The organism is Streptomyces xanthochromogenes (genome assembly GCF_014650455.1).
Classification (GTDB): domain Bacteria; phylum Actinomycetota; class Actinomycetes; order Streptomycetales; family Streptomycetaceae; genus Streptomyces; species Streptomyces xanthochromogenes.
The window spans coordinates 64,641-88,137 of record NZ_BMUZ01000020.1 but is presented as its reverse complement, the minus strand read 5'-3'; the positions used below and the strand labels follow the sequence as shown (position 1 = coordinate 88,137).

10 protein-coding genes are annotated in these 23,497 nt (G+C 71.2%); 2 read left to right on the top strand and 8 right to left on the bottom strand.

The window, feature by feature from the left end:
• Positions 1-26 precede the first annotated feature (26 nt).
• From IE267_RS36820 to IE267_RS36795, 6 genes are all read right to left on the bottom strand, one after another.
• Positions 27-857: a hypothetical protein gene (locus IE267_RS36820; protein WP_189766238.1), complete on the bottom strand. Its 831-nt coding sequence runs from the start codon at positions 855-857 to the stop codon at positions 27-29.
• A 127-nt stretch (positions 858-984) separates the two neighbouring features.
• The gene (locus IE267_RS36815) at positions 985-1,668 is read right to left on the bottom strand and encodes a nucleotide-binding protein (protein WP_189766237.1); all 684 of its coding nucleotides are present in this window, start codon (positions 1,666-1,668) and stop codon (positions 985-987) included.
• A gap of 125 nt (positions 1,669-1,793) precedes the next feature.
• A complete protein-coding gene (locus IE267_RS36810; RefSeq protein WP_189766236.1) occupies positions 1,794-3,296 on the bottom strand; it encodes a 3'-5' exonuclease in 1,503 nt (500 codons plus the stop codon).
• Positions 3,293-3,847, bottom strand: coding sequence for a hypothetical protein (locus IE267_RS36805; protein WP_189766235.1), 555 nt, complete (start codon positions 3,845-3,847; stop codon positions 3,293-3,295). Before IE267_RS36805 ends, IE267_RS36810 begins: the two co-directional genes overlap by 4 nt.
• A 198-nt stretch (positions 3,848-4,045) precedes the next feature.
• The gene (locus IE267_RS36800) at positions 4,046-4,249 is read right to left on the bottom strand and encodes a hypothetical protein (RefSeq protein WP_189766234.1); all 204 of its coding nucleotides are present in this window, start codon (positions 4,247-4,249) and stop codon (positions 4,046-4,048) included.
• Positions 4,249-5,289, bottom strand: coding sequence for a hypothetical protein (locus IE267_RS36795; protein WP_189766233.1), 1,041 nt, complete (start codon positions 5,287-5,289; stop codon positions 4,249-4,251). The genes IE267_RS36800 and IE267_RS36795 overlap by 1 nt, the downstream gene beginning before the upstream one ends.
• Positions 5,290-5,711: 422 nt before the next feature.
• On the opposite strand from IE267_RS36795, the gene IE267_RS36790 reads away from it, so the two are divergent.
• The gene (locus tag IE267_RS36790) at positions 5,712-21,302 is read left to right on the top strand and encodes a helicase-like domain-containing protein (protein ID WP_189766232.1); all 15,591 of its coding nucleotides are present in this window, start codon (positions 5,712-5,714) and stop codon (positions 21,300-21,302) included.
• A gap of 109 nt (positions 21,303-21,411) precedes the next feature.
• Here the strand turns inward: IE267_RS36790 and IE267_RS36785 are convergent, their stop codons facing one another.
• Positions 21,412-21,600: a hypothetical protein gene (locus IE267_RS36785; protein WP_189766231.1), complete on the bottom strand. Its 189-nt coding sequence runs from the start codon at positions 21,598-21,600 to the stop codon at positions 21,412-21,414.
• 199 nt (positions 21,601-21,799) lie between these two features.
• Between IE267_RS36785 and IE267_RS36780 the strand changes: the two genes are divergently transcribed.
• The gene (locus IE267_RS36780; protein WP_189766230.1) at positions 21,800-22,447 is read left to right on the top strand and encodes a DUF7691 family protein; all 648 of its coding nucleotides are present in this window, start codon (positions 21,800-21,802) and stop codon (positions 22,445-22,447) included.
• Between the two features lie 173 nt (positions 22,448-22,620).
• Here the strand turns inward: IE267_RS36780 and IE267_RS36775 are convergent, their stop codons facing one another.
• The gene (locus tag IE267_RS36775; RefSeq protein ID WP_189766229.1) at positions 22,621-23,409 is read right to left on the bottom strand and encodes a hypothetical protein; all 789 of its coding nucleotides are present in this window, start codon (positions 23,407-23,409) and stop codon (positions 22,621-22,623) included.
• Positions 23,410-23,497 lie beyond the last annotated feature (88 nt).

Sequence of the window (23,497 nt, the reverse complement as noted above, 5' to 3'; positions counted from 1 at the left end):
CACCCCCCCCCACTTCTCGGGGCCGGTTAGTCCTCGACGATCTCCGCGTCGACGATGTCGTCGGCGTCGACGGTGACCTTGGCGAGGATACGGCCGATTTTGCGGATGGCCTTCTGCTGGCGGTCGGCGGCCTCGGCGGCGCGTTGAGCCGTGGCGTTCCGGTCCTCGGCTGCGTCCTCGATGGCGCGGTGTGCGCGTTCCAGGAGGAGGAGGGCCGCGTCCACCGGATCTCCAGGGCCGGACTGTTTGTCCGGTGCGGCCGCGTCCGGCTCCTCCGTGCGAGGTGCGGGCATCACCAACTCGGCCTGCCAGGCGGCGCTGAAGGCCTGCGTGCGGGCGACCGGGTCTTTGATGCCCCTGGCCGCCTTGGCTGCTGTCTTCACCCGGTCGGAGACCTGTCCGGCGGTGAGCCGGAGCGATTGGTCCTGGTGCGCCCGGTACAGGGCTGCGTACGCGCGGGCGGCTTCCTCGTCGCTGGTGGCCTCGGCGTGCGATCGCAGCTTGTCCAGGTGACTGTCGGGCAGGGGGCGGCCGAGCTCCTTCTGCACCGCGCGGGCCAGGCGCCACGTCTTCTGCAAGCGGTCGGCGCCGGACGTCGACATGCCGTCGTGTTCCTGGTCTAGGTACTGCTCCCAGGTACGGGTGCCGTCTCCCCGGTACAGGCGCCGCCGCCGTACCGCCTCCAGGGAGTAGCCGAGCATCCATCGTGCCGAGTTGAGGTTGTCGATCGCGCGGTGCGCTTCGTCGAGCTGGCGTTGTTCGTCGGCGTCAAGGGGCCCGTTGGCGGTGGAGTCGACGTCGGGGAGGGTGAGCGCCCAGTGCTCCATGGTGAACGGCTGCGCGCGGAGCTGAGGCACTTCCTCAGTCTGCTCGGGTCGTACGACGACGGTTCCGGCAGCCCCCTTCTTGACGCCGGCCGCAGTGGAGGCAGTTGACTCCGGTTTGAGGTTGGAGCCCTTGGCGGAGGCTCTCTTGAAATCGCGCCTAGGCATTCTTGACCAGCCCCAGGTTCTGCATCTCGGTGACCAGCTCACCGAAGGGACCGCGCGCGGCCTTCTCGACGGGGAAGCCGGTGGCCTGCTTGATCTCGTCCAGCATCGGGATCTTGACGGTGAAGACGTTGTACTGGGCCTCGGTGAGCAGGTCACGGATTTCGCGCTCGGAGCGCACGTTGGAACGCACCCGGTTGAGGAGGACCCACAGTGGGGGTGCCTGACGAGAGGGCCGGTCAAGCGCTGAACGCCTCACCATCGTTTCGACCTTGGTGGAGGTGCGGGGCTGGTGCATACGCTGATAGTCCGCCATGGATGCCTCCATGTGGATGATCGCGAGGTCGGCGACTTTGAGCACCGAGTCCGCAATGTGCGGGTGGTTCTCGGTGTGGCCTACGTCAACGATGTCGATGCCACGCTCACCGAGCGGGGTGTACTCCTCCGCGAACCGGGCGGTTGCGTTCTTCTTGACTTCGAAGGGGAAGCCCGCGATCTCGTGCCACTGGGAGAGGTGTTCGGATTCATCGGCGTCCCAGAGCTGCACGGGGTACCCGGCTTCGTGGAATGCGTGGCCCATCATTCCGGTGTCCGTGGTTTTGCCCATGCTGCGGGGACTGAGGTTGGCGATGAGCACGGCGTGGTTCTCCTCGTGCAGCGGCAATGTAGTAACGGCCATGATGCTGCCACGGCGCCCGACGGTGCAGGCGTCGACCCCATGCACGACACAGCCCGGAGAAACGAAGACGACCCCACATCTGGCTGGATGAGGGGTCGCGCTCTGATCGGAGAGGGAGGACCGGTTCAGGCGTCCGGGACAGTCGCGAGTGCAGAACCGGCGGGCGGGCCAGGCACGTTGGCACCCGGCGCCACCGGGAGCGGCGCGAAGACGGCGCCTCTCCCCTTGGACATCTCGACAAGTACTTGCCGGGCAGCTTCGCAGTCGCCGGCGGCACGGTGGCCGCCGCCGAGCCGGAGCCACCGGCGGGAGCCGAGCCAGTCGGCGTACGCGTTCATCAGGCAGTACCAGCTGTCCCAGGGTTCCAGGTGCATCGGCTTCTTCCCGGCCCGCGCGACGTCGCGGAGCACGGCAGACCTGTCGAACTCGGCGTTGTACGCGAGAACGACGCGCCCCTTGGTGACCTTGCGGAGCCGGGGGAGCACCTTCTCGAACGGCCGCTTGTCGGCGACCATCTCGTCTGTGATGCCGTGCACCCAGCGGGCGCCGTCGCTGATCTCGGCGTCGCCGGGGTTGACCAGGGTGTCCATCAGCTTCTTGCCGGTGGCCGCGTCGATCACGGCGATCTCGACGGTGTAGCCGGACAGGTCGGTGGTCTCGGTGTCGAGCACGACCGCGCGGCCCGGCTCCAGCAGGTCCCGCGCCTCCCGGGTGATCTCGCCCCACGCCGGGCACAGCTCGATCTCGCCCGCGTACGGGCCCGCCTCGGGGTCGTCGGCCAGCTCCCGCCGCACCGTGGCCTCGGTGGGCAGGTCCTCGATCCGCTCCCAGTCCAGCTCCCAGCGGTCGGTGTACGGCGAGTGCCAGGCCCAGACGGTCACGCCGTGCCGGTCAGCGAGGCCCTGCGCGAAGCCGCGTACGGCGGCGCCCCGGGTCGGGGCGAGCCGGGCGTACTCACGCAGCGGGGACGGCTTCCCCTTCGGTAGTCCGCGGACCGCCTCCCAATCGACGCCGGGCAGCTCCAACAGCGCGCGGACGTCCCCGAGCCGGTAGAGCGAGACGGTGACCGTACGGTGGCGGCCGACTTCCTTCTCGTAGACGTGTGCCGGGCGAACCCACCCGGCGGCCTCGACGTACTTCCAGTCGCTCGCCCGGATCTCCAGCACGTCCGTGGCGGCGGCCTGCGCGGTGACGTACTGCTCGCCGTCGGCCTCGGCGGCCATCGTGTCCAGGTCGGTGATCAGGTACCGGCCTCCCCGGCCGGTCGTGATGCGGCCCTCCTCGCCCATGCGCACCAGGTCGCTCCAGTGCCAGCCGATCCGGGAGGCCGCCGCGTCCCGGGGCAGGCTCGCCGCCTCCCACGCCACCCGCTCGCCGACGACGGAGCGCACCAGGTCGGTGTCGAGTTCGCGCGCGGCCGCCGTGGAGTACATCGGCCAGCCCTTGTAGTGGTCGACGACCTTCAGGTGCTCCTGGGCGACGAGTTCGGCGACGTCGTCGGGGGTGACCGGCTCGCCTGTGTGCTCGGCAAGCAGCAGCGCGATCCGGGTCGCCCCCAGGGCTTCGGGGACGTACGGCTCCTGCTGCGGGATCGCCGCGGCGATGGTCTCGGTCGTGGTGTCCGTCACGGTCGGCACTCCTCCTCGGTGGTCATCGTGCGGTGGTCCCTCTGGGTGCCGAGTCGAGCGACGGCGTCGACCTCGGCGGCGAGCCGGGCGCGGGCCCGGGCGAGCTTCTGGTCGGCCGCGCGCTTGGCGGCCCGGGTGCGGGCCAGGGCCTTGGCCTGGCGGTCCTCCCGTTCGGTGAGCGTGCGCAGCACCTCCTCGTAGTGCGCCGTCTGCTCCGCCGCGATCTCGGCGCCCGGGCGCTGCGGACTGCGGGGGCCGGACCGGTCGCGCTCCCGGGTGCGCTGGTCGCGGGCGAAGCCGACCAGCTCGACGGTGACCACCCACTTGGTCCGCTTGTGCGGCGGGCCGGTGAGCAGCGCGAGCCGGGGGAACGTCTCCGGGTACCGGTTCTGCCAGTTCGAGACGGCGGCCGCACTGACGCCGACGAGCCGGGCGCCGGCGGCCAGCGTCACCAACTCGCCCTGGCGGCCCTGGTACTCGGGACGGAGCCAGACCACGCCGTCGGTGCTGGCGCCGGGCGGGGACTCTGGGGGGTTCACTTCCTGGTGCATCTGCGGGTCTCCTCGATGCGCCCGGGCTGGGGTCGGTGGCTGCTGGGGGGCTTCGCCGCCCCCCAGGCCCCCGCTCCCCCGGCACCGCCCGGCGCGGTCAGCGCTCCCGTGGTGCGGGTGCGTGCGCGCCGGACGGCACCGGGGCTGTGTGTCCCTGGCCTGGGCAAGTTCCTGTTTTCCGACCGGAGATGAGGCGGGTCAGTCGTCGTCCGGGTCGGCGGCGGTGTTGCCGGTGTCGAGCCGGAGGTAGCTGTATCCGCTGTCGTACGGCTCGGGGTCGGTGATGCTGAACTCCCGGCGCAGGGCTTCGACGACCAGGGCAGTAGTGGTCTCGTCGGCCGCGATGCGGAGGTCGGCGATCCCGGGCAGGTGCTGGCGGGGGCGGCGCTCACGGCGGGCCATCAGTGGAAGCTCACTCGTGCGATGACGGCGAGCAGTTCGCCCGCGTCGCCGGCGGCCTGGAGAGCCTGGTGGTCGGCTTCATTGACGGGGCCGACCACCAGGACGTGTTGGGCCCGGTCGAGCAGGCCCCACCAGTCCGCGGGCAGGCTCACGGTCTGGGCCGCCCGCCACAGCTCGATGTCGTCCTGGCCGTCGTCGTCGACGTGGACCAGTCCGCTCAGGGAGCGGTCGGCGATGGTGGCGCGCAGGCGCCAGGACGGGTCCACGTCCGGCATGCCGTGCAGCCCCCAGTGGTCCCAGTCGGTGCGGGCCTCCAGGTCCTCGATCCCGGCGCCCTCGCTCTCCGGGTAGAGGGTGAGCATTGGCAGGGGCTGCCCGTCGGGGGTCGTCGTCTGCCCGACGAACACCCCGTAGTTCTCCGCGAGGTGGTAGGCGTCGACGTCGCCCAGGTCCAGGTCGTCCAGGGTGACGACGTCGATCCCGGCCGCCCGGAAGGCGTCCGTCGGGTCGTTGGTCCCGCGCCGCGAGGCGCCCTCGGAGACCTTCCGGACGGCTTCCGCCAGGACGGGGCCGTCCCCCATCGCCCAGTGGTCGAGCGCATCGTCCAGGAGCGCGGCCGCGGCGGCCTCGTCCATCGCGTCGACGGCGGCGAACGCCTCGTCACCGCTCCCGGCCTGCATGGCCGTACGGGCCAGGGGGGCCCACTGCCGGGTCGTGTCGGAGGCGGCGAACCCGGCGGTGGGGACGGCGCCGTAGACGGCTCCGGCGAGCGCGGCGAGCGTCGCCCGGTTCTCCTTCACGACCTTCGGGATCAACGTCTGCTGGCACGGCTGGCACCCGGCCCGGCAGGCGGCGACCAAGCGGGCGGCGAGGTCGAGATCCAGGACCCTCCAGCTGCCGTGCGGCACGAGCGGCAGGGCGCTCAGGTCCGGGAGCGGGTTGTGCGTGTGGGTGGTGCCGGCGGCCGCGGAGCTGTACGCGGCTCCGGTGCGGTCCTGGCGCTTCTTGGCGCGCTGCTTCTTCCCGTGCTTCTTGACCACGAGTTCTCCTCGTCGGCGTGCAGCGGTTACCCATGACCCGATGCACGCGAGCAAGAACGTGGTGAGCTGCGCGGGCATACGGAAGGCCCGTTGGACGGACCGGTGGTGCTCTCGTCGCACTGATGCGCTGGGACCGTGTGGTCCTGGCACCTTCGCCTCAGATCGCTCCCAGTCATGGGCTGAGGCTGGCTTGGGCCTGTGCGTGGCCTTGCTCGAAAAACGATACCCACCGCCACTGACAAAGAACGGTGAATTCGGCCAAGCGCGGTCAAAGGCGGTGTTCGGAAACGCCCGCATTCACCGAACTGTCCCCGGCGTATCTGGATCGAGGTTTTTGACCTTGGTCGGTAGGGTCCCGTGGGGAGAACGTGGCGTGCGCTTGCTGACGTGCCACGGGAATTCGTGGCACGGGGAGAAAGCGCATGGGGGAACGGTTCGCGACACCGGAAGACGTGCGACGCCACTGGCGCCTTGAGGAAGGCGACCCCTACCGGATCGCGGAGACGAAGGACGAGGCGGCCAACCGCAAGGCCACCGTCTGGCGGCGCGAGGAACGCGCGAGCGAAGTCGATCTGGTCGGCGAGCACTTGGTCATCGCCCGAATGAGCTACACCGACTCCGGGCGGCACCGGTGGGGCGTCTTCCACGCAGGCACCGCACAGCCCGTGCTCATGCTGGAGTACGAGGACCGCCACCCCGAGGACAAGGGGCCGCGGGCCCGCGCCCTGGCGGAGGCACTCGACCAGTGGCGGGACACGGCGACCGGGGAGCCGTTCGACTGGACCAGCGAGGGCCTGATCGACCGGCTTCGCTCGCCGTACGGGTACGGCCTGCTTGATCAGGTCCGCGGCCGGGACCCGGACGCCCGCTGGGCGGGCACGGCGCCGGCGGACGTGACCGCCTGGCCGACCGACGGCGGGCAGGAGTACGCCTACGACAGCTCCCTGGACAAGGTCACCGTCTTCGACCCTGACGGGCTGCTGATCGCCCGGGGAGAGCGCAAGCTCGATCCGAAGACGCGTAAGAGCGCGTTCCTCGGCGAGATGCGCGACGGGCGGCGCATCTCCGGGCAGCGCTCGGACGACTTCGTACAGAACGCGGTATGGCAGCACCGGATCGCCCAGCTGGAGCCTGGCGCCCGGGACGGGCTGTGGATCTACTACCTGGACCACCGGCCGATCGTGCACGGCACGGACAGGTTCGCCGACGACTGGCCCGACATGAAGGCCCTGCTGCGGTCGGCGGGGTTCACCTACAGCGGCTTCGCGAAGGCGTACGTCACGGCGGGCACCACCCGGGCCATCGCCCGGGCGCAGAGCGTCGACCGGCTGGCCCGGGCCCTGTACGCGCAGGGGCGCATGGTGGAGATCCGGGCGGACGAAGACCGGCTGCGCGGCGTCCTCGCCCCCGCCGCCCCCGCCGCCCCCGCCCCGGCCCGCGCCGCCGTCCTGGTCCCGGCGGCCGCCGTGGCGGCCGCGCCGGAGGCTCCGGCCGCACCGGCACCGGCGGCCACACCGGTGCTGAGCCCACAGGACCTGACGGACGGCGTGCTCGCCGCAGAGCTGGAGCGGCTGCACGAGGAGCGCCGCGGCGCCGCGTACGGCAGTGCGCGCAGCCGACGGCTCGACGAGCAGATCGCCCCCCTGAAGCAGGAACGCGAGAAGCGCGAGGTCGCGCAGGTGGAGACCCGGCCCGACCCGGCCGGGATGGAAGACGGCGAGATCGCCGCGGAGCGGGAAGCGCTGGCGCCCACCGTGCGGCGCGGGCCCTACGGCCATGAGGACCGTACGCCGCTGGGGGTGGCCCGCCGGGAGCGGGACGCGCTGCTGCGCGTCGAGCAGGCCGGGCGTACGGCGGCGGAGCTGGAGGCCCGGCCGCCGGTCGTGCAGCTCACCGACGAGGACCTCCAGGCGGAGGGCGCCCAGCTGGTCAAGGACCGTCATCAGCGGCCTCCGGAGGCTGCTGACGCCTTCGGGGGTCGGGTGGCGGCGGTGGGGGCGGAGATCGCCGACCGCAGGCTGCACGCCTGGGGAGAGCAGCCGCCGGCGGAAGGCCTCGACGACGTCGAGCTGACGGAGGCCCTGGAGGCCCTGCGCGGGCTACGCCTGTCCGACACCGAGTTCGCGGGCTCGATCCCGGCCAAGGACCGCGTGGAGAAGGTGTTCACGGCCCGCCGCCACGTTCTTCACGAGGAGGTCAAGCAGCGCGACGAGAAGGCGTTCAGGGCGCTGCTGGAGACGGACGGCCGGATTCGGCTGGAGACCTACGGCCACAACAGCACCACCAGAATCCGGATCGACAACCGCTACTACGGCGAGATCACCGACTACTACTCGGGCTGGCGGGCGCGGCTGTGGCGCGGCCGGGACATCACCCGCGAGGAGGAGTGGCGCACCGATGCGCTGCGCTGGCTGATCGGGGAGTACGAGAAGGACCCGCAGACCCGTGACACCCGTACCTGGGGCGCCTACGTGGCGGTCGAGCTGCCCCCGTCGTTCGTCGACCAGCTCACCACCCATTTCAGCGACCTGACGCTGTCGGGCGAGGCGGAGAAGTACCTGATCACGCAGGTGGCCGACTCCTCGCGGTCCCAGTCGTGGGACGAGACCGGCAAGAAGATCATGGTGCACGCTCTCGACGTGCCGGAGCGAACGCTGCCGGTGCTGGAGCAGATGGGACGGCGCCTGGTCGACCGGCTCGACGAGGAACTGGACTCCGACGACAAGAAGACCCGGGAGCGGGCCAAGCGGGCCCGTCCGAACGTGCTGCGCGCCCTGGACGACCTCGTGGCGCTGATGGGGACCCGCGGCCTGGAGCCGCTGGGGCCGGATAATGCGAGTGCCGAGTCACCGCAGGACGGAGAGGCAGACAGTGAGCGAGTACGCGACGACGGCCCGTCGGCACTGGGAGACGTACCGGCCGCGGGAGCTGTCGCAGATGGAGGACCCGGAGGCGGAGGCGTTCTTCCAGGGTCTGGCGACGGACGTGCAGGAACGGATCGCGGAGCTGACCGAGGAGAAGATGGGCGAAGCGATGCGGGAGACGGACCACCGGCGGCGGGCGGGCAAGCTGAAGGCGGCTCAGCAGATGGCCCGGGATCAGGCGCTGAGGGAGATCGTGTTCCTGGAGCCGGAGGAGGACAGCCGGGACGCGGAGCTGCCCCGGTAGTCTTCCGGCCCGCCTCCCAGGAGGACCTGGCCCCGGCGGGCGAGCGGGCCAAGGCCGCCGCCAACCTGGAGGCGGTCCGCGTCCTCAAGCGGGTGCGCGAGGAGAAGCGGCCGGCCAGCGCCGACGAACAGCGGGTGTTGGCCCGCTGGTCGGGGTGGGGCTCGGTCCCCGAGATCTTCGCCGCGCGCCCCGTAGCCAACGATCCGGTGTTCGGGCCGGGCGGCGAGCGGGAGGGCGGCTACGCGGCGGCCGCGGCCCGCTGGGAGTCCTTCGCGGAGGTGCGTGACCCGCTGCGGGTGCTGCTCGACGATGACGAATGGCGGGCGGCGGCCGCCTCGACGCTGAGCGCCCACTACACGCCGCCGGAGATCACCTCCGCCCTGTGGCAGGCGCTGGCCGACCTCGGGTTCGACGGCGGTGAGGTGCTGGAGCCCGGCAGCGGCGCGGGCGTCACCTTCGGCACCGCGCCGGAGTCGGCCCGGCTGACGGGTGTCGAGATCGACCCGACGTCCGCGGCCGTCTCCCGGCTGCTGGCGCCCGGCGTGACGGTCCTGAACGAATCGTTCGCCGACACCGTCGCCCCGGACGGCTCCTTCGACGGCGTCGTGGGCAATGTGCCCTTCGCGCGGGTCTCGCTGTACGACCCCCGGCACAACCGTGGCCGCCACCGCCTGCACAACCACTTCCTGATCAAGTCGGTGGCGCTGACCCGGCCGGGCGGCGTGGTCGCACTGATCACCTCCCGGCACACCCTGGATGCCGAGAGCGCCACGGCCCGCAAAGAGCTGTCCGAGATGGCCGACCTGCTGGGCGCCGTACGCCTGCCGAACAAGGCCTTCGCCCGCTCCGCCGGTACGGACGTGGTCACCGACATCCTCGTCCTGCGCCGCCGCATGGACGGCGAGGAACCCCTCGACCGGTCCTGGCTCACCTCCAGCAAGCGGGCCGTGGGCGAGCACCAGCTGCCGGTCAACGACTACTTCGCCGCCCACCCCGAGCACGTGCTGGGCACCCTGGCCAGCCGCATGGGCGCCCACGGCCCGGAGGTCGCCGTCGACGGCGACCCGGACATCGGGGAGGCGCTGCGCACCGCCCTGCGGCAGGTCACCGACAGCGCGGTCCTCGCGCGGCGCTGGTACGCGCCGCACCCCGAGGGGCCGCACCGGCCGCCTCTGCGGTTGAAGCCAGCGGCCGACCTCCAGGACTTCACCGGCCGCCTGTCCGCCGACGTGGAGGGCAAGCTGTGGCAGACCTCCGGTGACGGGGAGCTGGTGGCCGTCGAGCTGCCTGCCGATCAGCACGCGCAGCTCGCCGCACTGATCGACCTCAAGGACCTGGTGCGCGGGCTGAACGAGCTGGACCGGTCGGGCTCCGACCTCGCACTGGCCGACGCTCACCGGCGCCTGACCAAGGAGACCTACGAGCGGTACGTCGCCGCGCACGGGGCTCTGTCCCGGCCGCGGCAGCAGCAGAACGTCACGACGCAGACGGGCGAGGGCGAGAGCGTCACCGGGCTGACCGCCTGGGGCTACTTCCTCAACGACCCGCAGGCCTACGAGGTCCTGGCGCTGGAGATGTGGGAGGCGGACTCCGAGACGGTGCACGTCTCGGAGATCCTCGACCACGCCCCGGCCGCCCGCCGCAGCGTGCTGGGGCAGCACACCGACGACGCGCAGCAGGCGCTGGACGCGGTGGTCGCCGAGCGCGGGCACGTTGACCTCGCCCACATCGCGTGGATGCTCCAGGTCGACGAAGACGAGGCCCGCCGGCGGCTGGCCCGCTCGGTATTCACCGACCCGCTCACCGGAGAACTCCTCTACAGCGCCGACTACCTCTCCGGGGACGTCCGCACCAAGCTGGAGATCGCCCGGCAGGCCGCCCTGCGCGATGCAGCCTTCCGGGTCAACGTCGCCGAACTGGAACGCGTCCAGCCGCGCGAGATGCTCCCCGGCCAGTTCGCCGTCCGCCTGGGCGCCGCCTGGCTCCCCGACGACCTGGTGCAGGAGTTCTTCCGGACGCACCTGGGCGACGCCCACCTGACCATCCAGCACTCAGGCAACGGCAACTGGCACATCCTCAAGGGCCGCGGCCTGAGCGAAGAGGACGAGATCAAGCACAGCGCGGGCGGCCTGTCCCCGCTGGCCCTGCTCAGCCGGGTCCTCAACGGCGGCTCGATGACCGGGCGGCCCCACGACGACGAGGAAGCCGCCCGCGCGGTACGGGTCAAGGCGGAGGAGTGGCGCGACGCCGTCGAGGCGTGGGTGCTCGACGACTCCGTACGGGCCGCCCGGGCCGCGGACGTCTACAACCGGCAGATGAACAACCGGGTGATCCGGGACTTCACCGGCTCCCGCCCCTCCCTGACCGGGCTCGATCCGGACTTCACGCCGTACGACCACCAGCTGGCGGCCGCGGCCCGGATGGCGCACGAACGCTGTCTCGTGCTCTCCCACGTGGTCGGCGCCGGTAAGACGGGGGCGCTGGCCCTCGGCATGATGGCGATGAAGAACACCGGCCAGATCAACAAGCCGATGGTGGCGGTCCCGAACTACCTGGTCGAGCAGTGGGAGGGAGAGGTGCGCCGCCTCTTCCCGGCGGCCCGCATCCTGACGCTGACCAGCGCCGACCTCGCCGACGGCAAGCGCGACCGGATGTTCCAGTACGTCCGCGCGAACAGCTTCGACCTGATCATCATGTCGCACTCGCTGTTCGACTCGATCCCGCTGAGCCCGGAGTTCTACGAGTTCTACAACGACGAGGAACTGCGCAAGCTGGACGCGCAGATCCTTCACGAGCGGCGGCGCGAAGGGAAGTCGATCAGCCTCAAGCAGCTCCAGGAGAGGCGCCAGCAGCACGAGGAGAGCCTCAAGGAGAAGGCGGCCGCCGTCCGCACGCCGGGACAGGTCTACATGGACGACCTCGGCCTGGATTTCTTCGCGATCGACGAGGCGCACGAGTACAAGAACCTCGCCGTCCGCTCCAAGATCCCCGGCGCCCGGGTCGCCGGGTCCGCCAAGGCACAGCACCTGCATGCCGTGCTGGAGTGGGCCCGCCGCAACAAGCCCACCGGCCCGATGGGCTGCCTGGCGACCGGCACTCCGCTGTCGAACGCCATCGGAGAGCTGCACTCGCTGTTGCTGCTGGCCAACCCAGACCTGCTGCGCAGCCTCGGCATCGAGGAGTTCGACGCCTTCGCCACCATGTACGGGAAGATGGTGGAGCGGCTGGAGATGACCGTAGACGGCAAGGGCTTCAAATCCGTCGAACGGTTCGCGTCCTTCCACAGCGTCAACTCCCTGCTGCGGCAGCTGTGGCTGCCGGTGGTCGACTACAAGGATGAGGAAGACCTCGGGCTGCCGATGCCGAGCATCAAGGGCGGCGAGCCTGAGCTGATGCTCGTGCCGGCCACCACCGAGCAGCAGGCGCTCATGGAGGAGCTGGGCGAGCGGTACGAGGCCTACCACCTGGGCGAGGTCGACAAGAGCGAGGACAACCCGCTCTCGATCAACACCGACGCGCGGGTCATCGCCCTCGACCCACGGCTGATCGACGCGCAGGCGGAGCCCGGCAACAAGCTCCGGATGCTCGCCGACCGCATCGCGGCGAAGTACCACGAGACGAAGAACGACCAGTACAAGGACCTCCGGTACAAGGACCTCCGGCCCCACCCCGTCCCCGGGGCCCTCCAGATGGTCTTCCTCAACCAGGGCACCCCGGGCGGCAAGAACCGCGGCAACTTCAACGCCTACCAGGAGCTGAAAGACCTCCTGGTGGAGCGTGACGTGCCCGCCGAGAAGATCGACTTTATCCATGACGCGTCCCGCGCCGACCAGCGGCGCAAGCTGACCGCGCGCGCCAACGACGGCGGCAGCAACGTCCTGATCGGCTCCACCCAGCGCATGGGCAAGGGCCTGAACGCGCAGAACCGCGCCGTCGCGCTGTACCACGTCGACCCGGACTTCCGGCCCGCCGACATGAAGCAGAAGGACGGCCGGGCCCTGCGGCAGGGCAATCAGAACAAGGTCGTCGAGATCGTATGGGTGGCCACGGAGAACACCTTCGACTCACGGATGTACGGCATCCTCGCGACGAAGGCCAAGGGCTTCGACCAGCTCTACAAGGCCCGGCTGGACGCCGGGTCGGACGAGATCCAGGAAGTCGACGAGGCGATCGTTCCGTTCGAGGAAGCGATGGCGATCATCTCCGGCAACCCGTACCTGATCGCCCAGGAGGACCTGCGCAAGAAGCTGCGCACCCTCACCCTGGACCAGAACAACCGGGCCACCCAGCGGGCCATCGTCTTCAAGAAGGTCCAGCAGCTCAACAAGGACATCGACACCCTGACCCGGGACATTAACCGGCGCGGCATCGTCCTGCCGTCCCTCCGCCCGGTCCTGGGCGACGACTTCGAGATCACCTTGGGCGGTGTCACCTACACGGCGCACAAGGACGCCGCCGTACCCCTTACCAGTGCGCTCGTCGGCGTCCTTGAGGGACTCCCGGAGAAAGGCGCTCGCAACCCGGACACCGTCCTCGGACGGCTCGGAGGCCGCGACCTCGTCGCCGTGGCCTTCCACCAGGACGGCCAGGAGGTGCCCTTCGTCCGTGTGCACCTGGACGGCCTGCCGGGCTCCCTGCACCGCTTCGACGCGGTCGAGCTGAGCACCCTCAAGGGCGAGACGCTGCTGCGGCGGCTGACCAAGACCATCACGGAGGCGCCCCAGCGGCAGACCGAGGACGAGGGCAACCTGACGGCCAAGCAGGCCACCAGGGACGAGTTGCTGGTCTACTCCGAGCAGCTGCGCGGGCAGGTGCCCGGCCTGGGCCGGGCCCGTGAACGCCTGAGCCTGGTCGACGGCCTGGTCTCTGCGCAGATCGCGGTGAACAAGGCGGGCAAGCCCACCAAGGACGAGTCGGCCGCCGAGACGGAGAAGCGCAAGCAGGCCATCGAGCGGCGCGACGGGCTCCAGCAGCAGTTGGACCAATTCGACGCCACTCCCCCGGCGGAGGCCTCGACGGAGGCGGGCGAGGCGCTGCTCGACCTGGACGAACTGCAGCCCCGGGACCCGGGCCTGCTCTCCCCTCAGCAGGTGGAGAGTGAGGCGGCAATCCTGCGTGCCCACATCGCCGTCCACGGTGATCCCGACGGTACGGCGGCCGCCCGCCTCGCCGAACTCCAGACGTCCCGGGCCGGGAAATCCCTGGGCCAGTGGATGGAGGGGCCGGAGACGGCGCCCGCGCCGCCGGCCGACGAGGTCCTGGCCGACGAGGAGGACGACGCCCCGGCGCCGGACGGTGACGGGTACGGGACGGCCGACCTTTTCGAGATGTTCGGTCTCACGCAGCCGGACCGGGTGCCGGTCTCCGAGGCGGAGCCCGAGGCAGAGCCGGAGCCGGAGACCCCCGCCGGCGTCCCCGACGGGCAGATGACCGTGGAGGAGGTGCAGTCCGAGGCCGCACCGGCTGGGCCGGGCGACGTCGCTGCTCGGGGTGACGGGCGGGTCCGTCTCACCAGCGCGGACGGACGGCTGACGTTCACCCTGCCCGAAGTCCCCGCCGATGCGGGCATCGTCCAGGAGGCGGTGGATGCATACCAACGGCAGCTCAGCGAGTTCACGGCGGTCGTCGAGACCAAGAACGAGCAGGCGGCACAGACGCCCACCGAGCAGGCTGAACAGCTGGCCCGGTGGCGCCGCACGTTCAAGGGGGGCAACCGCCTAGAGCCGTTCCGCCCGCTGCCTTCCCTGCGGCTGACCCCGCGGGTGGACGCCCCGGGCCTGATCCCTGCGGAGTACGACACCGGTTCGTGGGTGACCTGGCGGGACGGGCAGAGCGGCGAACGGGTCACTGGCCAGGTGACAGGGCCGGGACCGGCTACCAACACCTGGTTCGTCAGCACGGACAGGACCGGCCACACCGGCGAGTACCACGTGCTGTCCCGCAGCGGGAAGAAGTCCTCCGGGTACACCTACTCCCTCAACGGCGCGGCCACGCATCTCCGGCCCGTCGACGGGCCCGGGCAGCAACTGCCGCTGGAGGCACTCCCGGAAGTGGATGCGGTGCCCGCCCGGCCGGTCACGTCATACGCGGACTGGCTGCCGACGAACGGGCTGGCCCCGGTGCGCGAGCCGATCCCGGTGGCGGTCGGGGAGATGGGTCCCCGCTTCAACCCGACGGAAGTCGCCTTCGACGTCGTCGCCGACGGCATCCCCTTCGTGATCAGGCTGAGCCAGAACGACGAGACCCTGACCTCGACCTTCGTGCCGCGTGTCGAGTCCGACGGCGAGGTCGTTGTCGAGTTCGGGCCCCTGGACAGCCGGGGGGAGGCGGTGGACTTCTGCACACGGGTGGCCCGTGAGGCGCGGGAGATGGCCGACAAGCCGCTGTACGCACAGAACCGCAACTATGACTTCGCCCTAGCGGGCGAAGGGGTCTGCGGCCGGTGCAGTCTCCACCTCGACGACAACGACGTGAAGCAGCTGTACCGGGTGGACGGCGGCGACGCCGACTGTATCGCCCACCTTCACCTCCGCTTCCGGGCGGCAGAGGACGACATCGCCGTGCTGGCGCGGGCCCGTCGTATCTGGGCGGTCCGTACGGACCCCGAGCCCGAGACCGTCGACACGGTGCTGCCGGCCGCCACCGAGGAGGCTGCGGAAGCGGCCACCGCGCCGGGGCTGGTGGCGGCCGTGGCGTCGCAGCACCCGCACGAGGTTGCCCGCGAGACGCTCCAGGGCGGCAACCGGATCACGGCCGTGGTCAGCGGCGGGAGCATCGAGTGGGACGGGAATGCCTGGGGTGTGCCCGCCCCGGAGACGGCCACGGTCACCGGCACCGTCTTCCCCGGGTTCCGCGACTACCACTGGAACGCCACGCTCCTCGACGCCCAGATCCTCGACCAGAACGGGGCGGAGCTGGCCGCCCCGGACCGCGTCTTCATCCGGAACCTGCCCACGCGGGTGCAGGTGATCCCGTCCGAGCACCGTGACGACCTGCGGCCGGAGACCCGTACCGTGGCGGAGATCCGCCTGGGCGACCTCATCGCAGGGGGCGGTGCACGGGGTGAGGCAGTCGCCGAACTGCGCTTCGCGGACCGCAATCGCCGGGGCAGCGTCATGGCGTTCTCCACTCGCGACGCAGCGACCGGGACCGGCAACGGCTTCGCCCTGAACCTCACGGACGAGGTCTTGGTCGTACCCCGCGAGCGGCGGGCGCCGCAGGACGTCGCCGCGGTATTCGGGCGCCACGGCAGTCACGACCAGGTCGCGTCCGAAACCCGGCGGACCTACGACCTGCACGCCGCCGTCGCGGAGGTCACCACGCGCGTCTGGCCGAACGGCGACACCGGCCCCCAGGACGAGATCCAGACGCTCAGCGAAGCGATCGGGGCGATCGACGCGGCCGCGAGGGGCGTGGACGCCTACCGGGCCAACGCCGCGGCGATGGAGGCCGCCAACGCCGCCGCAGCCGCACTGTTCGCGGCCACCGACGGCGACGTACTCAACGGCTACGTCGGCCAGCCCCTGCACCGGTTGCGTCAGCACCTCGACGTCCAGGCTCAGCGGCTGCACGCGGATGTCGCCCACCTGATCGAGCGGGCTGCCGCCGCGCCGGCGGCGAACACGAACACTGCCGACGAGCTCACCCCACCTGCCCGCGAGGAACAGGGCGCACAGCACCAGCCGACCGAACGCACCCGGGAAGGGGACGACGTGGCCTCCCACGGCACGGGCCAGACGGAACAGCTCGGGCTGTTCGGCGACTCGACAGAGGGCCCGGCGGAGACGGGCAAGGACAGCGGAGCCGTTCCGGCTGATGAACTGCCTGCCCAGTCGGTGACGACCGCGGGCGGGAAGGAGGCGCAGCTGCAGGCGGCGCTTATCGAGGGCGAGACGATCACCGCCGTGCCGTTCACCGACCGGCGCGAACCGGTAGCGGGCTGGGTCCTGACGACGGCGGGCGGGCATGCGTTCCGGCTGCGCCCTGTGTCGCACTCCGATCCGGATGAGGACCACTGGCAGGCCGGTCACGACGCTGACGGCACGTACTGGTGGGCCGTGAACGACGACTGGGCCCTCAAGGACATGCTGGCGAGAATCCGCGAGGACTCGGCGACCCGTACCCGGTTCGCGTCCGTATGGGCTCGCTACGGGCACCTGACGTTGCAGCCCCCGCAGTTCGAGACGACCACGGACCGCGTAGAACTCGAAGAGGGCGTGTTCCTGATCCGCCGATTCGGCTCCATCGGTCTTATCGCGTCGTGCCGGTGGGGCTGGGAGCACCTGACCGACCCGGACGGCGCGCAGGGCCACACCGGTGAGGACTGGTCCCGGAAGGGCCCGGACAATCGGCAGTACGTCGCCGAGTGGAAGGTCTGGCACTCGGCCCAGGAAGCCATTCCGGCCGCGCGGCTACGCGTCGTGGCCCAGGTCACCGATGACATGACCGGCACGCCGGACGCATACTGCGATGCGTCGCAGCCCTTTGTCGGCAAGTGCAGCGCCAAGAGGTCCGGGGCCCGGTACTCGGTCGCCGTCGACGATGACCAGGGCAATGAGCGTGGCTGCTACACCGTGTGCGCGCGGTGCCTGTCGTACCGGCTCCTGAGCGATGATGCCCAGCAGATCAGTTACAGCCACGTTGAGAGCCTTGCTCGGACTCTGGCCAAGGGCGATCCCAAGGTGGGCGGGCTGCACTGGAAGCAGTGGCCCGACCGAAATGCCGAGCTGGCCGGACAGATGCTGTCGGCCGCGCTGGATGCCGGAGAGACCGCGCCCTGGCCTGCCAGGGCTCTGACAGCGCAGATCCTTGCTGAGGCCTGCGAAGCGGGCGACGACCGAGCCATGCGTGAAGCACGCGCGGAGGCGAAACTTGCGGGCGGGGACGCGAACGCGCAGAAGCGCGCGGCGGATGAGGCGTTCGCCGCCCGTCAGGACCGGACCGCGCTGATCGCCCGACGTGGCGCGCCCCAAGCGCAGACCGACCCGGAGGCCGTCGCCATCCTCGGGCTCGCCGGCTGGGGCACGGCCGATGGCGACGCGGCGCCGGAGCCTGCCGAGGGGGCGACGCCCCGGGCCGTCGACGTCGCTGCGCTGACCGTCAGCCCGCGGGTCCTCAACGGGGAACCGTCCTCGTACCAGTTCACCGTCACCGGCCCCGGACTGACCGTCGGCGAGTACCACATCTCCCACGACGCCCAGGGCAGGGGCGCCCGGGGAATCATGTGGCAGGCCTGGTGGCACGGTGTCGAGCCGTCGGGCCGGTGGGACGTGATCAGTATCAGTTCCGGCGAGGGCGAGAGCACGGCCCTGGCGGCCGTCGCCGAACATGCGGCCAGTGCTGGGGACGTCGCCGCCGGGTTCAGCGCCGCCCGCCGCATGCACTACGACGCCGGACTGTGGCTGCTGCCGGAAGTCGGGGAGTCGGAGGCGATCCAGTACCACCCTGACGGCTCGTGGACGATCACCGCCGAGACCGGCGCCCCGTACACGGTCCGCTACGAGTGGGAAGGCCGCACCGCCTCCGGTGACCTCGCACCGCTCCTGATCGAGGACCAGGCGGGGACCCTGATCGCGTCCTGCACCGCCGTCGACAGCTACATGTCCGCATGGGCGCCGATGCTGGACCGCCTCCGCCTCCACGCCACGGCGGCCGCTGACGGGTTGCAGCACGCGACGGCCGTCACCCTCGGCGGCCCGACCCAGGAGTGGGTTGAGGCGTGGTGCGTGTGCAGCTGGACCGAGCGCGCCGACGTCGCCGGGTACGCCGACCGCGTCCCCGCCGGCGACGCAATGGCCTTGGCGCACCGTCAGGAGATGTCGGCGGCGGCTGGGTCACCGGCCGCCGCCGACCTGCCGGAGCTGGAAGTGGTGCTCGTGGACGTGGACGTGCCGCCGCCCGACTCCGCCGGGCCGTACGACGCCGACGAGGAAGCGCAGGCGGACATCGGGCGCCTGGGCGAGGCGTTCGCACGGTGGGACGCGCTGCTCACGGTCCAGCGCTACTACGAGGCCGACCGGCAGCAGCGTCCCGACGGCGCCGGGAGCCCGACCAACCCCGTTGCGCAGCTGGCGGCGGCGTACCGGGACGCCGAGCAGTCCCTGCGCGACGGCCCGGCGGGCTCGCCGGACGACCTGGTGCGTCAGGTCCACACAGTGGCGGTCTGGAGCGGCGCCCTGGAGGCCGTGGTCGACGAGGACCTGCGCGGTCCGCTGAGGGATGTGCGGGCGGCCGCCACCCTGCTGGCCTCCCGTTCGCAGGCGACGGTGGAGGCCTTCGAGGCGGAGCTGGCCGCCCTCTTGGTGAACCCCGCAGAGGAGACGGTCGCCAATACGGCGCCTACCGAACAGGTCCCTGCGGCCGTCGACGACGAGCAGGTGGCCCCGGAGAGCACCACCGAACCGGGCTCCGACGAACCGGTTGACGATGCCGGTCCTGCCGAGCCGCCTGCGGCCACAAAGACCACGTCGGCCCCCGAGACGGACGACGAGCCGGAGGCACTCCCGGAGCCGCCGGCCGCCGCCGACACCGCGGCGGACAGCGATCCGGAGCCGGACCGCGCGCCGGACCCCCAGGAACCCGCAGTCGCGGTCCCGGATGAGGGGATGCACGAGGCACGGCGCGAAGCGTCGCTCCTCGAGCAGGACCGCCCCCGGCCGACGGATGGAGATCAGCAGACACCGGAGCCCGGTACGGCGGCCACACCGCCGCAGCCGGACCCGGACCCGACCCCGGCGAGCGAGGCCGCGCGAGACGCTTCGGAGGAACCGACCATGACCACCCCGCCGACCCCGCAGACCGACGCACCGGCGCCTGACGGGCAGATCACCGAGGAGCCGCCCGCGCCCCAGCGTTACGTCGACACCGTCGCCCTCGCCGGGGACCCGGACTATCGGATGCGCCTGTCCGGGCTGGACGGTCAGCCGGTCGACTCCGGAGACGTACTGCGGGGCGACGTCGTCATTGCCACGCTCCACCCGGGCCCCGAGGGGGGATGGTTCGCCCGGCTGGACGCCGAACGCCTGGCCAATGACGTCACATACCTGGTCGACGCACCGCAGGACGCCGCAGCCCAAGCGGCGGTCATGCACTCCGCGTTCACCGGCGCTCCGTACGGTCCGGCGCCCGGGGCGGCCGTCGGCGACGAGACCCGGCAGCGGGTGGACGTGCTGCGGGCCGACCTGCGCGACGCCGCCGTACGGCACCGCGACGCAGTGACCGGAGCCGCCACCCGGGCCTACCCCGACGTCGGGCAGAACGAGCACTTCCAGGCGCTGGTCGGCCACCTCGACGGCTTGGCGGCCGCGGTCTCCGACGCCCACGGATCACAGCAGATGACGCAGCACCTCGACGGCGTCCAGGGGGCCGTCAACGCCTGGGGCGGCGCACTGCCGAACGACCCCGGGCACCCGGAGCGCCGCCAGCTGGCCTTCCCGCTGGCCCATCTGCTGTATGACGCCCGGCGCATGCAGGACCAGGTGCAGGCAACGCTCGCCGCGATGCAGGCAGAGCGGGAGGCCGCCCGGGCCGAAGAGGCGGCCGCTGCGGCCTACCGCGAGTGGCAGCAGCTGGACGCGGAGGTCCAGCAAGATGCCCTCGACGCGCGGGGCGAGGAGGACGAGCGCCGCTCGGCCGACGTCGACGAGGGGACCGCCGCGGCGACAGATGCCGGGCCCCGGCAGGAAGGGACAGAGTCTCAGAGTCCCGAAGTCCCGGACTCACAGACTACTGACACGGCCCGGGCGGACGCGCGAGCAGCCCCAGTGGGGACGCCAGCAGACGCACCGGCCGCGGAGAACCCGGAAGGCGCAGCACCCTCCGAGGGTGACGGTCCGGCTCCCGACGTCGCCGTCAACGCCATCCGCCAGGCGCTGGAAGACGCCCTGCGAGAGCAGCCGGAGGCCGGCGACCTGCCGCTGTGGACCGGCCCGGAGACCCCATCCGCCAACACCGCGGCGACGGAGCCTCCTGCCGGACCGATGGACATCCGCGCCGAATTCCAGGCGGTACTGAACGCCTGGGACGAACACGTGCCCTCGGCGAACGGCACGGCCCAGGACCTGGTCGCCGAACTCGACGCCGATCTCGCCACGTTGCAGCGGGCGTTCACTGAGGCGGTCACCCCGGCCGCGCCGACGGAACCGACCACCGCCACGACCCCAGCGGACACCACCACAGAGGAGACGGCGGCCGCGCCCGTCGCACTGCAGGCCGACGCCGTCAACTCCGCCCTCCAGCAGGCCGATACGCACACCGCCGAGCTCCAGGACCTCCCGGAGTGGCAGAAGATCCAGACGGTGCGCGGCGCGGTCGGCCACCTGGTCCGCGTCATGCGAGAGCGGGCCGGGGAGCACTTCGAGCGCCTGATGGGGGACAACCGCATCAGCGAGTTCTTCCGCAAGGTCTCGATCAACGCGTGCGAGAAGATCGCCGGGTGGGCGCAGGCGGGGGCTGACCGGCTCCGGCGACGGGATGAGGGGAAAGGACCCGACACTCCGGCTGCCGACGCGCTGCGGGACGTTGCCTATGCCGCCTCCGCCTACGGCCCCCCTGGCGCGGGCCGCAGCGGGCCGCCGCCGGCGTCACGGGACACCGCATCCGTCACGGTGGACATTCCCGCGATGCGCCAAATCGGGGAGGCGCTGGCTCGCCCTCTCCCCGGCGCCAAGGACGGGGGCACGCGCGTCTCCGCGGCCGCCGCACGGGGCAAGTCGACCACCCGGGGCGCAGCGAAGAAGCCGAGCGGCTCCCCGAAGAAGAAGTCGAGCAGCGGCGCGGAGCAGGCGGGGCACCTGCGGCGAAGTGGCACAGACCAGCAGCAGGGCCACAAGCCGACCCAGCTTTGAACGACGTGGGGCCCGTGCACAGCTGCGGCTGGCACGGGCCTCACGCGAATGAGGCCGTGCCCCCGCTGCGTGTCGGGGGCACGGCCTCCCTGTTGGCGGGAGCCGTCAGTTACGGCTTGAAGGGGAGCATGCAGGGCTCCGCGACGTATCCGGTGATGCCCTTGTACGTGACCTTGTTCCACACGTTGTAATCGATGGTCCCCTGGCTGCCGCATGCGTTGTGCGCGCCGTTGAACCAGCGCAGGTAGGCGCCGTCACTGTTGACCGGGCTCGCGGCCGATGCCCCCTGGGGCAGCAAACCGCGGGCTGTGCTGTTGGTGGTCGCCTGGGCGCGGATGCGTACGGACTCCTTCGCCTACAGGGTCTTCGTCGCCGCGTTGGCCGCCGGCGGATGCGGGCAAAGGGCCTGGCAGGATCGTGCGGTCTACCCACCTGAGCGTCTGCAACTGAAGGAACCCGCCAGGGTGGTGTCAGTGCCCTTTGGCACCATGATCGGCATGAGCAAAATCGTGAACTTCACCATGGTGAACCCTGGCAAGGTCAAGCGCTTCCTGCCTGCACAGGACCTGAGCGCCGAGGAGACGCGGCTCCTGGGCCTCATGAGGGAGGCAGCACGGGAGCGTCAGGAGGACCTCGACTACCAGGAGGTCGACTGGGAACTGTCGGTCCAGGACGCGCTGGAGCATCTGCTCGCCGGCCGGGCCGACTCGACCGCCGACTACGCGGGGAGCGCGTACTACGCGGCGCTCCAGATCATCATCGAGCACAACGCCGGTGACTGGGAGACCCTGGGCAGCTACCACAGCCCCTATACGCTGTTCTCGGCTCTGGACAAGGCGCTGAGCACCGCGGGAGTGTCGAAGGAGCTGCTGCCGTCGCAGTACGTCTACAGCGGCCCGTCTGTGTCGTTCTACGTCCCCAGCCCGCTGGAAGGTTCGCCGGAAATCGGCATCTGGCCCCTGTCGGGCGTGGGGCAGGCGGTGGAGGCATACCGGGCGGCGGCGGACCAGGTCGACACCGACCTGCGGTACGACCTGGACGAGCTGATCACCGCTCTCGACACCTGGGCGTCGGAGTGGTCCGAGGGGCGCGGCGAGTGGTGGTGGGCCGAGGACGGCGCGATCTTCTTCTCCATCGTCGGCTAGATCGGCAGGTCTCCAGGGCGGCGGATGCGTACGGGCTTGGGCTGCCGCGGAAGGCCTTCGTCGGCTGCCGGAGCCTCAGCTTCGGCGAGAGCCCGGTACAGGCAGGCCTTCCTTGAATCGTGCGACGGCGGCCTCGGACTACGCGAGTAATTCGTCACGACTCGGCTGTTAGGTCATCGGGTGGTCTCCTTGCTGGTCAGGTCCTGCGCGGCGCGGCTGCGGCGGAGGATGCCTTCGGCGATGTCGCGCTGGGCGGCGGCGCTGCGGCGGTGTTCGGCGGCGGCGGGTTCCTCGACGGCGGCGAGCCGCTCGAAGACCTCGGCGCGAGCGAAGTGCCGGGCGGCCCAGACCGCGTTCTTCTCCTCGACTGCGTCCGTACCAACGGCGTGGACCGCTGCGGCGTACGCTTTGTCGCACTCCTGGCGCAGTTCTTCAGCCCGCTGGTGGAGCCGCTTCACCTCGGCACGGCGGTCGCTGGCCTCCTGGCGGGCGGCCGGGTCGTGCAGCGAGGGCAGCAGGCGGCTGATGGCGTCGCGGCCCTGGCCGACCAGGGCGTCCAGCCACTCGCCGAGGTACTGGGCGTAGGCGACGGGGTCGGCTGCGTGTCGGCCGATGCCGGTGCGTCGGCGGCCCATCATCACCCAGGCGGCAACCTTGATGTTCCAGCGCTCGTGGGCGGACTGCCGGGAGATCTCGGCGGCGTTGCCGATGTCCGTCCAGCTCGCTCCGCGCTCGCGCTCGACGATGACGGCCTTGGTGACCAGATCGTCGACGAGACCCTGAATGAACAGGGCATCGCGAAGCACACAACCGTGGTCGTCGGCGGGGTACCGCTGGGCGACGTCGCGCAGCGCCGACTCCGTGATGTCCGCGAGCGTCTGCGCGCGGGCGAGCATCGCCTCGTCGAGTGGAGTCAGCGCCGGAGGCCGCTCGCGTTCGTCGGGTTCGTTCATCTCATCCATGAGCGTCAGGCTAGGCCTGACGACTGACAGCGTCAGGGTTTTGCTGACATCTTTGGTGCCGGATTCCGGCCTCGGGGATCAATCAGGA